The sequence below is a fragment of the Corallococcus sp. RDP092CA genome, from assembly GCF_041903675.1.
Lineage (GTDB): Bacteria > Myxococcota > Myxococcia > Myxococcales > Myxococcaceae > Corallococcus.
The window spans coordinates 1-10,855 of record NZ_JAYESI010000064.1 but is presented as its reverse complement, the minus strand read 5'-3'; the positions used below and the strand labels follow the sequence as shown (position 1 = coordinate 10,855).

General features: G+C 71.6%; 11 protein-coding genes. 3 read left to right on the top strand and 8 right to left on the bottom strand.

Going from position 1 to position 10,855, the window contains the following annotated elements:
- The coding region (locus tag U8525_RS33940; protein ID WP_374270889.1) for a M91 family zinc metallopeptidase at positions 1-753 on the top strand (753 nt) is incomplete at its 5' end.
- 12 nt (positions 754-765) lie between these two features.
- On the opposite strand, the gene U8525_RS33935 is transcribed toward U8525_RS33940, so the two are convergent.
- The 7 genes from U8525_RS33935 to U8525_RS33905 form a co-directional block, all read right to left on the bottom strand.
- Positions 766-1,083, bottom strand: a complete 318-nt coding sequence (locus tag U8525_RS33935; protein WP_374270888.1) for a protealysin inhibitor emfourin — start codon at positions 1,081-1,083, stop codon at positions 766-768.
- Between the two features lie 17 nt (positions 1,084-1,100).
- The gene (locus U8525_RS33930) at positions 1,101-2,252 is read right to left on the bottom strand and encodes a M4 family metallopeptidase (protein ID WP_374270887.1); all 1,152 of its coding nucleotides are present in this window, start codon (positions 2,250-2,252) and stop codon (positions 1,101-1,103) included.
- Between the two features lie 156 nt (positions 2,253-2,408).
- Positions 2,409-2,819, bottom strand: coding sequence for a WD40/YVTN/BNR-like repeat-containing protein (locus tag U8525_RS33925; protein ID WP_374270886.1), 411 nt, complete (start codon positions 2,817-2,819; stop codon positions 2,409-2,411).
- Positions 2,820-3,311 carry a hypothetical protein gene (locus U8525_RS33920; protein ID WP_374270885.1) on the bottom strand — a complete coding sequence of 164 codons (492 nt, stop codon included), beginning with the start codon at positions 3,309-3,311 and terminating at the stop codon, positions 2,820-2,822.
- A gap of 436 nt (positions 3,312-3,747) precedes the next feature.
- The gene (locus U8525_RS33915) at positions 3,748-4,884 is read right to left on the bottom strand and encodes an ABC transporter permease (protein WP_374270884.1); all 1,137 of its coding nucleotides are present in this window, start codon (positions 4,882-4,884) and stop codon (positions 3,748-3,750) included.
- Positions 4,881-5,807 (bottom strand): ABC transporter ATP-binding protein, encoded by a 927-nt coding sequence (locus tag U8525_RS33910; protein ID WP_374270883.1) that lies wholly within the window; start codon positions 5,805-5,807, stop codon positions 4,881-4,883. The genes U8525_RS33915 and U8525_RS33910 overlap by 4 nt, the downstream gene beginning before the upstream one ends.
- Positions 5,804-6,802 (bottom strand): HlyD family secretion protein, encoded by a 999-nt coding sequence (locus tag U8525_RS33905; protein ID WP_374270882.1) that lies wholly within the window; start codon positions 6,800-6,802, stop codon positions 5,804-5,806. Before U8525_RS33905 ends, U8525_RS33910 begins: the two co-directional genes overlap by 4 nt.
- 329 nt (positions 6,803-7,131) lie before the next feature.
- Between U8525_RS33905 and U8525_RS33900 the strand changes: the two genes are divergently transcribed.
- A complete protein-coding gene (locus tag U8525_RS33900; RefSeq protein ID WP_374270881.1) occupies positions 7,132-8,481 on the top strand; it encodes a PAS domain-containing sensor histidine kinase in 1,350 nt (449 codons plus the stop codon).
- The gene (locus U8525_RS33895; protein ID WP_374270880.1) at positions 8,478-9,848 is read left to right on the top strand and encodes a sigma-54-dependent transcriptional regulator; all 1,371 of its coding nucleotides are present in this window, start codon (positions 8,478-8,480) and stop codon (positions 9,846-9,848) included. Before U8525_RS33900 ends, U8525_RS33895 begins: the two co-directional genes overlap by 4 nt.
- Positions 9,849-9,852: 4 nt before the next feature.
- Here the strand turns inward: U8525_RS33895 and U8525_RS33890 are convergent.
- Positions 9,853-10,855, bottom strand: a 1,003-nt coding sequence (locus tag U8525_RS33890; RefSeq protein WP_374270879.1) for a hypothetical protein, incomplete at its 5' end; no start/stop codon positions are given.

The window sequence follows — 10,855 nt, the reverse complement described above, 5'->3', positions numbered from 1 at the left end:
GGCGGGGCGGGCGACGACCGGGCCGTCGGTGGCGAAGGAGTTGACCAGGTCATCGGCGGCCGGGGCAACGACACGCTGTCGGGTGGCGCGGGCAACGACGCGGTGGCGGGCGGCGCGGGCGAGGACACGGTCCGGGGCGGCGCGGGCACGGACAAGCTCTACGTGGAGGAGAACGAGACCACCGCCGACGCGGCCGAGGGCGAGCGTGAGATCGTGGACATGACGGACGCGGATCAGCGCGGGCGTTCGGTGACGGTCTCGGGCAGCGCGGACTTCCAGGCGCGGGCGCAGTCGGACCTGGACGCGCTGCGGTCGCTGCCTTCGGGGCAGGAGCTGCTGCGCACGCTGGATGACAGCGGCCACACCGCGACCATCCAGGAGACGCTCAGCGGCAACTCCGCGTCCGCGCAGAACAAGGACGACGCCTGGTTCAACACGGACGGCACGCCGGGCAAGGGCACCAACGGCACGGTGAACTACAACACCACGCGCATCTCGCTGGGCAACGAGGACTGGCAGAACCGTCCGCCCGTCGTGGGCCTGTTCCACGAGCTGGTGCACGCCTCGGACTACGCCAACGGCACGCTGGCGCGCGGTGCGAAGAACGGCGTGAACAACCGCGAGACGTCCGCGGTGGGCCTGCCCATCGACCTGGACCAGGACCCGTCCACGCCGGACGTGGTGCAGGGCGGCCGCCCCGGGGAGAACGTCCTCCGCGACGACCTGAACCTCCCCACCCGCCCGCGCTACTAACCTCCAGGGGCCCTATCGCTGCTCCCGCTGGGCCTCCTGGATGAGGCCCAGCAGGGCGCGCAGGTGCGGCTCCTGCACCGGCTCCACCAGCCGGACCGAGTGCCTCCTCCCGTCGTCATCCTCGATGGTGACGGTGTAGCTCGTCCGGTCCGCGCCCGCGGTGGGGCCACCGCCCACGGTCGCCGGCTGCTCGAAGAAGCGGGCCTCCCGCACCTCCCGCTGGAGGGCCTCCGCCGTGGCGGGAGGCAGTGCCGTCAGGTCCACGGAGCGGGGCCTGGCCAAGCCCGGGAAGTAGGCGAGGCCTCCCTCCTGCTTGAGCTCGATTCGCATCTCAAGCCCTCCAGGCCCTAGTTCTTGCGCTGTACCGGCTGCGCGGCCTGCTTCTGCAGCGGCGGCGTCCAGGCCGGCGCGGCGGCCCGCTCCTTGGAGACGCTGATGCCCACCTGGTTCCAGGCGTCGCGGACGATCTGCTCCTCGTCGCCGCTCCCGTAGAGCCGGGCGGCCGCCGTCACGGTGAGCCGGGCGAAGGAGAGGAACGAGGCGTTGGCCTTGAGCCTCGGGTCGCGCAGCGCCTCCAGCCAGATGAGGCCGGCCTTGTCCCACGCGTAGCCCTTGAGGTTCGTGGCCGCGACGCAGAAGGCCTTGTTGGGGATGCCGGAGTTGATGTGCACGCCGCCGTTGTCCTCCGTCGTCCTCACGAAGTCCTTCATGTGGGCCGGCTGCGGGTCCTTGCCCAGCACCGGGTCGTCGAACGCGGTGCCCGGCTCCTTCATGGAGCGCAGGGCCTTGCCCTGGACCTGTGTCGTGAGGAGCCCCGCGCCGATGAGCCAGTCGGCCTGCTCCACCGTCTGGTTCAAGAGGCGCTGCTTCACGATCGACCCGAAGCAGTCCGACAGCGACTCGTTGAGCGCGCCCGCCTGGAGGAAGTAGGCAAGAGGCCCCTCGTGCTCCGTCACGCCGTGGGTCAGCTCGTGCCCGATGACGTCCGCCGAGATGGTGAAGCGGTTGAACAGCTCGCCATCGCCGTCGCCGAACACCATGCGCTCGCCGTCCCAGAAGGCATTGTCGTAGCCGCTGCCATAGTGGACGTGCCCGAGCAGCGGCATGCCGTTGCCGTCAATGGAGTTGCGCCCGTAGACCTCCCAGTAGAGGTCATACGTCGCGCCCAGGCCGGTATAGGCCTCGTCCACCGCCGCGTCGCCGGTGTCGTCCTGTCCCTCGTGGCGGGCCTCGTCACCTGGAAGGGCCTCGGTGTTCTTCACGTTGTAGATGGTGCGCTGCTTGTGGCTCTCCACGACCATGGGGCCGGGGATGAGGCGCTTCGCCGCCTGGGGCGCGCCGCTGGTGGACAAGCGGATGGAGCGCAGCGTGCTGTCGACGGCGAGCGTCCGCAGGGCCCGCGCCCGCTGCTGCGGCGAGCCGTTCTGGGCAATCTGACGGCTGACGTACGGCGGCAGGATGCAGTGGTGGGAATGCCAGAGTCGTGTGTTGCAACACATCACCATTCTCCTTCTGGAGGGGGTACCAGGAGACGATGGTGATGACCGCGGGCCGCGCTCGGGGCCCGGGATGGAAGGGGCTCCCCGGTCGCCAGGGGAGCCCTGCGGCGATGCACGCTCAGGCCTGCTCGCGCGCCTTCGCGCGGCGGGCCGGGGTCAGGGCCGGTGCAGGACCGCCGTGTCCCCCACGAGCCACAGCTCCGAGGAGGACGGCGCCCACACGCCCCGGAGGACGCGGCGGGTGCCCGTGGTCTCCGCGTTCCACCGGCTCCCGTCGAAGCGCAGCAGCGTGCCGTTGTCGCCCACCGCCCAGACCTCGGAGGAGGAGCGCCCCATCAGCCCGTTGAGCTGGGACGAGGTGCCGCTGGCCACCGGAAGCCAGCGCGCGCCGTCGTAGCGCAGCAGCGTGCCGCCCGCCCCCGCCGCCCAGACGTCGTTCGGCCCGCTGCCCCACACGGCCTTCAGGGACTGGCTGGTGCCGGAGGTCATCGTGCTCCAGGCCGCGCCGTCCCAGCGCACGATGGTGCCGGAGTCGCCCACCGCGATGGCGAGCGAGGGCCCCTGCACCTAGACGGCGTTGAGCGACGCGTCGCCCCCCGTGGGCTGCGGTGTCCAGGTGGTGCCGTCGGAGTGGACGGCCTGCCCGGCCTTGCCCACCGCCCAGAGGTCCGTCGCCGACGCGCCGTGGATGCCATACAGGTCCACCGAGCCCGTGCTGAACGCCTCGACGAAGCCGGCCCCGTCGAACCGGTAGATGGCGTCATGGAACGAGCTGGTCACCCAGACCTCCGTCGGCGAGGCCGCGTAGACGCCCGTAACGTCGTCGGAGAGCGAGGTGCCCATCTTGGGCTCGAACCAGCCGCCGCCGTTCCAGTGCAGGACGCCCGTGTCCGTCGCCACCCAGATGTCCGAGGGCCCGGTGCCATGGATGGCCTGCGCCTCCCCCAGCGTGCGCAGCGGCGCCCTCGCCTTCCACGCCTGCCCGTTCCACTGCTGCATCCGCCCACCCCGGCCAAAGGACCACACGTTGTCGGGTCCGCTGCCGACAATGGGGCCCACGGCGTCCTCGTCCACCACAGACGTTGTTCTGGCCAGCCCCCCCACTGGCGGCGGGCGCCGCGCAGGTGCCGCAGTCGAGCGAGTGGCCACAGCCATCCGTCGTGGCACCGCAGTTGAAGCCCCGCGACTCGCAGGTCCTGGGAACGCAGTCCTCCACATCGTCGTCATCGCCAGGAGCGGCACCACCGCCTCCACAGCCGGCGGCGAGGGACGCCATGAACAGGGCCGCGACCAGGTGCGAAGTCCGCACCGCACATACCGCGAAGGAGCTGTCACGTGACATGGGCATCTCCAGACCGGACGCAGGCGTGAACCCCGCGAAATCACGTGGGGCGCGGCGCCGGTGCGCAAGGAGACTGCAATTGGCGGTCCGGGTGGATCGCCCCGCCGTCCACGTGTCTGGCGTTCGCGACCGCGTCAAGGCCGACGTGTGGCGTCAATCCAGCGTGGTGCGTGAGCGCGCGAGCGCCACGCCCGCCACCGCGATGACGAAGAGCCCCAGCGCGAGCAGGTCATTCCCCATGTCCGCCAGCACCTGGTCCTTGAGCAGCGAGCCCCGGACGATGCGCAGGAAGTGCGTCACGGGGATGACTTCGCCCAGGCCCCGCGCCCACGGCGGCAGCCCCAGGAAGGGGAAGGCGAAGCCGGAGAGGAAGATGGACGGCAGCATGTAGAACATGGACATCTGCATCGCCTGGAGCTGGCTCTGCGCCACGGTGGAGATGAGGTAGCCCAGCGACAGGTTGCCCACGATGAACAGCACGATGCCGCACGACAGCGCCAGCCAGCCGGCGGGCGTGCGCGCCATGGGCACCGAGAACAGCCCCCGCGCCATGCCCAGCACCACGCCGGTCTGCACCAGGCCCACGACGACGTAGGGCGTGAGCTTGCCCACCATGATCTCCGCCGGGGTTGCGGGCGTGGACAGGAGCGTCTCCATGGTGCCGCGCTCGCGCTCGCGGGTGACGGCCATGGCGGTCATCATCACCAGCGTCATGGACAGGATGATGCCCAGCAGGCCCGGCACGATGTGGAACGGCGAGCGGCCCTCCGGGTTGTAGCGCCGGTGCACCACCACCTCGAAGGCGGGCGCGGTGGACCGGGGCGGGCCCAGCCCCACCCGCTCGTTGCGCAGCGCCTCCGTGGGCAGCACGCTCACCGCGGCGAGCGCCCCCGCCGCCGCCTGCGGGTCGGACGCGTCCGCCTCCGCGAGGATTTGCGCGCGCTCCCCCTTGAGCACCCGCCGGGTGAAGTCTGGCGGGATGGTGATGCCGAGCATCACCTGTCCCCGGCGGATGAGCTGCTCCAGCTCCGCGTCGGAGCGCGGCAGGTAGCGCACGTCCACGTAGCCGGTGCGCTCCAGCGCGGCGACGACGGAGTCCGCCAGGGTGCTGGTGTCGTGGGACAGCACCGCGGCGGGCAGGTGCCGGGGGTCCATGTTGATGGCGTAGCCGAAGATGAGCAGCTGCATCACCGGCATCACGAGGATCATCGCGTAGGTGATGCGGTCGCGCCGCAGCTGCGTGAACTCCTTGAGCAGCACGGCCAGGATGCGCGGCAGCGGGCCCGTCATGACGTGTACCGTTCGTCGCGCTCGCGACCCATGAGCTGGATGAAGACGTCCTCCAGGGAGGGCTCCACCTCGCGCCACCGGTAGGGCTCCTTGCGCCAGGGGACGAGCGCGGCCTCCAGGGCCTCGCGCCTCAAGCCGCTGACGTGCACGGAGGCGCCGAACGCGGAGGCGCTGAGCACGCCGTCCGCCTGGGCCAGCAGGTGCGCCACGTGGTCGACGCCGGGCCCCTCGCCCAGGAACGTCACCAGGCCGGAGTCGCGGATGAGCGCGTCCGCCGTGCCCCGCGCGATGAGGCGGCCGTACAGGATGTAGCCGATGTCGTGGCAGCGCTCGGCCTCGTCCATGTAGTGCGTGGACACCAGCACCGTGAGGCCGCCCGCGGCGAGCGTGTGGATTTCGTCCCAGAACTCGCGGCGGGCCTTGGGGTCCACGCCCGCGGTGGGCTCGTCCAGCAGCAGCAGGCGGGGGTCGTGCAGCGTCGCGGCGGCCAGGGCCAGGCGCTGCTTCCAGCCGCCGGAGAGCGCGCCCGCCAGCTGCCGGCGCCGGTCGAAGAGGCCCAGCCGGTGGAGCGTGTCGTCCACCCGCTCCCGCCGCCGGTCCAGGCCGTAGATGCGCGCGACGAAGGCCAGGTTCTCCTCCAGCGTCATGTCCTCGTAGAGGGAGAACTTCTGCGTCATGTAGCCCGTCTGGCGCTTGATGGCGTCGCCCCGGACGCGGAAGTCCATGCCCAGCACGGTGCCCTCGCCGCTGTCGGGCGTGAGCAGGCCGCACAGGAGCCGCAGCGTCGTCGTCTTCCCGGAGCCGTTGGGCCCCAGGAAGCCGGTGATGCGCCCGGCGTCCACGGCGATGGAGACGTCCCGCACGACATGCCGGTCTCCGAAGGACTTGTTGAGGCCGCGCACGTCGATGGCTCGCGCGTTCATCGCTCCACCTCCACCGGTGCCTGCTTCAGGGGGGTCACGTCGATGGGCTGCCCGGGCAGCAGCCGCGTGGGCGCGGAGGGCACCGCCTCCAGCAGGAACACCAGCTTCTGCCGCGTCTCCAGGCTGTAGATGATGGGCGGCGTGTACTCCGGGCGCGGGGCGACGTAGTCCACGCGGGCGGTCATCCCGGTGTCGCAGCCGTCGCAGGCGATGGCCACCTCGGTGCCCGGCGGAAAGGACGCCACGCGGCCCTGCGGCACGTAGAAGCGCACCTTCAGCTTCGCGTCCGGGATGATGCTGACGACGGGGGCGTTGGGCATGGCCCACTCGCCCTGCTGGAAGAGGACGTCCTCCACGCGGCCCGCGACGGGGGACACGGGCGCCAGCTCCACGACCTGCTGCTCCGCGGCGGTGACGCCCGCGCGTCCGCTGGCGAGTTGGGCGCGGACCACCTCCAGCTGCGCGTTCGCCGCCGCCACGTCCGTGCGGGCCGCGTCGCGCTGGGCGTGGGCCCGCGTCGCGGTCGCGCGCAGCAGGTCCAGCTGCTGGGGCGTCACGGCGCCCTCCATCGCCTGCTGGACGGCGACGAGCCTGGCCAGCTCCGCGTCCGCGCGCTCCGCCTCCGCCTGCGCGGCGACCAGCGCGGCGCGGGCGCGGGCCACGTCCGACTGGCGGGCGAGCAGCTGGGCTTCGGTCTGCCCCACCTGTGCCCGCGCCTGGTCGGCCCGCGCCCCCAGCGACGTGGGGTCCATGCGGAACAGCGGCGTGCCCACCTCCACGCGCTGGCCGCGCACCACCGACACGGACGCCACCATGCCGGCCACCGGCGAGGACAGGTAGACGTTGTCGCTGACGACGAAGCCGGTGAAGCGCGGTGGGGGCTCGGGGGTCGGCCGCCGCAGCCACAGGATGCCGCTCACGACGACGGCCACCACCACCGCCCCCGCGACGATGCCCCGCTTCGAGTGTTTCGACTTCCTGCCCGATCCCGACACCCGTGCCTCCTGGCGCGGCCTCGCCGCGAATGGAGCGCCCCCCGAGCGCGGCGGGGCCACGCTACGCCCGCCTCGCCCGAGGGGTCCGCGTCTGGCGCACGGGCAGGTCCTGAACCCGTGTCCTGTCGTCACCTTGAGCACTCGACGTGCCAGCACTGAACGCCAGGGGGGCCCTCGGGGGCAGGGCCCTCGCTTGTTCGGCGTTCCGGCGCCGGACGCCGGTTCGCCGAACAGGTAGACGCGGCGCGGAATGGCCCCAGGGGCATCCAGGCTGGGGCATCCGGCTTGCTTGGGCATAGGGTTGACACCCCGGTCCAGGAGGACGCGCCTTGCATTCCCTACCCCAGCCCACGGCCGCCGGAGTCGAGCAGGTCCAGCGCGAGGCGTTCTCGCGGATGTTCCGGCAGGTGACGAAGGTGATGGCGTTCCTGAGCCCGCTGCCGGTGGCGATGGTGTCGCTGGGCCTCATCGGGGACACGTCCACCTGGCGCCGGTGGTGCGTGGCGCTCGCGCTGGGGATCGTGCTGGTGGGGCTGGCGGTCGTCGCGTCGTGGCGGCGACAGCCGGTGGTGTCGCACGAGTCGGGCACGGTGTTGCCGCTGGTGGCGTTCCCGCTCTTCACCGTGGTGAACCTGTCGCTGGGGGGACTGGAGAGCCCGCTCATTCCGCTGGTGCTGCCAGCGACCCTGGCCACGGCGATCCTCTTCCCTCCGGACCGCGCTCGCAGGTGGATGGGCTACCTGCTCGCGCTGGTGGGCGTGCAGGCGGCGGTGACGTTGACGGGCGCGGTGGATGACCTGGTGCCTGCCCTCTTCGGGGGCGGCCGGCGCGCGGGGCACAACGACGCGCTGCTCGTGACGATGCTCGCGGTGACGGCGTTCCTGATGATGTGGGTGAACTTCATCGGCACGACGCTGCGGCACACGTTCCGGGGCATGGTGCGCACCGCGCTGGACGCGCGGGATGAGGCCCTGAAGGCGCACGAGGAGCGGGTGCGCTCGCTCACCACGCTGTCGGGAGAGATCGCGCACGAGCTGAAGAACCCGCTCGCGAGCGTGAAGGGGCTGGCCGCGATGGTGGCCCGCGAGGTGGAGGGACGGCCCGCGGAGCGGCTGGCGGTGCTGCGCCGGGAGGTGGACCGGATGCAGGAGATCCTCGAAGGGTTCCTCAACTTCTCCCGGCCGCTGCTCCCCCTCAACGAGGCGCCCGTGCCGCTGGAGGGGTTGTGCCGGCAGGTGGCGGAGCTGCACGAAGGCATGGCGGGAGAACGGGGCGTGGCGTTGAAGGTCGCGGACGGGCCGCCGGTGGAGGCGTGGTGCGATGCGCGCAAGGTGCGGCAGGTGTTGATCGACGTGGTGCAGAACGCGCTGGACGCCGCGCCGAGGGGCACCACGGTGGAGCTCCAGGCCTGGGCGACGCCGGAGGGCGAAGGCCGCGTGGAGGTGCGCGACCGGGGCCCCGGGCTCGCGGAGGAGGTGCGCGAGCGCGTCTTCGAGCCGGGCATCACCACGAAGCCCCACGGCTCCGGCCTGGGGCTGGCGCTGTCGCGGGCCTTGATGCGCCAGCACGGCGGAGAGCTGAGCCTGCGCGCTCGCGAGGGCGGAGGCTGCGTGGCGGAGCTGAGCCTGCCCGCCGCGCCCCCCACGACGGAAGCGCCGCGAAGGGAGGCCCTGCCATGAAGGCCCGCGTGCTGGTGGCGGATGACGACGCGGGCGTGCGCTACACGCTGCGCGGGTTGCTGGAGGACGACGGGCTCGAAGTCGAGGAGGCGGTGGACGGAGAGGCCGCGCTCGCGCGCCTGGACGCGGAGCCGCCCGTGGACCTGGTGCTCAGCGACCTGCGCATGCCGCGCATGGATGGCATGGAGCTGCTCCGCCGGGTTCACGCGCGCCCGCGTGCGCCCCGGGTCATCCTCATCACCGCGCACGGCTCTGAACGTCACGCCGTGGAGGCCATGAAGCTGGGCGCGCTGGACTACTTCCGCAAACCGTTCGACGTGGACGACGTGCTGGCCGTGGTGCGCCGGGCGCTCGGGATGGTCCACCTGGAGGCGGAGAACGAGCGGCTGTCCGGCGAGGTGAACCTGCTGCGCTCGCTGGTCTTCGTGTCGCCTTCGATGGCGCGGCTCGCCCTGCTCATCCAGCGCGTGGGGCCTCGCGACGTCACGGTGCTGATCACCGGAGAGAGTGGCACCGGCAAGGAGCGCGTCGCCGAGGCCCTGGTGCGCGCCTCTCCGCGCGCGGACAAGCCCTACGTGCGCTTCAACTGCGCCGCGCTCACGCCGGAGCTCGCGGAGGCGGAGCTCTTCGGACATGCGCGGGGTGCGTTCACCGGCGCCGTGCGCGCCCGGCCGGGCCTCTTCCGTGAGGCCTCCGGAGGCACCCTGCTGCTGGACGAAATCGGAGAGCTCGCCCTGCCCCTCCAGGCGAAGCTCCTGCGCGTCCTACAGGAGGGCGAAGTGCGGCCAGTGGGCGAGGACCGCCCGTTCCCGGTGGACGTCCGCGTCCTGGCCGCCACCCACCGTGACCTGCCGCGGTGCGTGGCGGAGGGCCGCTTCCGCGAGGACCTCTACTACCGGCTCAAGGTCGTGACGCTCCAGGTGCCTCCACTGCGCAGCCGCCCGGAGGACATCGCCGCGCTCGCGAAGCACTTCCTCGCGCGCCACACCGAACGGTTTCGCATGCCGCCGGTGCCCGTGACGCCCGCCCTCCTGGAGCGGCTCACGGCCTACTCCTGGCCCGGCAACGTGCGTGAGCTGGAGAACGCCCTGGAGAGCGCCGTGGTGCTGTCCGCCGACGGCGCCCTGGACCTGGAGCTGTTGCCTGGAGGCGCCAGCCCCCCCGCGCCGCAGCCGGCATCCAACGCGGGAGGCACCCTGAGAGAGCAACTGGACGCGCACGAGCGGGCGCTCATCCTCGCGGCGCTCGCGGCCTCCAAGGGACAGCGCACGGAGGCGGCCCGGGCACTGGGCATCGGCCGCGCCACGCTGCACGACAAGCTCCGCAAGCACGGCCTCCTGAACGAGGACGAAGAACCAGCGCGCTGAGTGCTCACGGCTCCGGGGAGATGCGCTCCGGCGCGGTCTTCACCTCACAGACATAGGCGCCGGAGCCCGCTCCCGGTTCCAGGGCATGACAGGCCAGGACCGGCAAGACCGGGCTGCCCGAGGGAAAGGGGAAGCGGGCCTCGGCCAGATAGCAGGAGGGCGCATCGGGCTTGTTCCAGCGACAGGCTCCAGGAGGAAGCCGCTCCATCGGCAGCCATTGCATCTTCCGACTCGGCTGCTCGTCGCAGACGTCCTGGGGCTCCCCCGGCTCGACACAGCGGAAGACCGACGAGGACTGCCCCTTGTTCTGGAACTCCAATCGCTTGCACCAACGGAGCTGGATCCGCCGTTCGCAGACCCTGCGCGCGGAGGACTCATGAGAGGCATCGGTCAGCAAGAAGGCACGCCCCTCACGGGACACTCCGACCACCACGTCCTCCCCCATTCCCGCATACGCGAAGAACGGTTGGCCCGCCCTCCATCGCGCCTGCACTTCCCCATCCCCCCACCTGGAGCGACTGGCCGGAGGCATTCCCGGGGAGACCAGCAGGCGTCCTCCAATCGCTTCGAGCTCACACACCTCGCAGCTCGCGACCTCGCGCTGGAGTGATACAGGCACTGGCGGCAGGACACCCGTGCGAAGCCAGGTCAATTCGCTGTCATCCGGGAGGACCGGCCGGCTTCTCGAACAGAGATTGACCTCCGTCGGGCTGGCGCCGTGGGCATAGAGCAACCACGTCTGGCCCGGAGGCACGACCAGGCGGCAGTCCCCGCTCCAGCCGTAGGAAAGCTGCAAGACTTCACCTGCCTTGACGTCACCCTTGAAGGCCTCCAGGACCTCCACGGTGGCGAAGCCTCTGGATGGTTCCTTCGAGTCACGGGCGTGCGCCAGATAGATGAAGTCGGCCTGAAACCGGGCCTCCTCCAACGCGCTGACGAGTCCCTGGTCGCGAAAAATACACGAGCAAGCCCACGCTGACGCAGGCAGCACCAGCCACCCCACCAGC

Excerpts from the sequence above, each read along its gene's own strand:
- U8525_RS33935 (WP_374270888.1), bottom strand. The coding sequence starts at position 1,083 with ATGCGAATCGAGCTCAAGCAGGAGGGAGGCCTCGCCTACTTCCCGGGC.
- U8525_RS33930 (WP_374270887.1), bottom strand. The coding sequence starts at position 2,252 with ATGTGTTGCAACACACGACTCTGGCATTCCCACCACTGCATCCTGCCG.
- U8525_RS33915 (WP_374270884.1), bottom strand. The coding sequence starts at position 4,884 with ATGACGGGCCCGCTGCCGCGCATCCTGGCCGTGCTGCTCAAGGAGTTC.
- U8525_RS33910 (WP_374270883.1), bottom strand. The coding sequence starts at position 5,807 with ATGAACGCGCGAGCCATCGACGTGCGCGGCCTCAACAAGTCCTTCGGA.
- U8525_RS33895 (WP_374270880.1), top strand. The coding sequence starts at position 8,478 with ATGAAGGCCCGCGTGCTGGTGGCGGATGACGACGCGGGCGTGCGCTAC.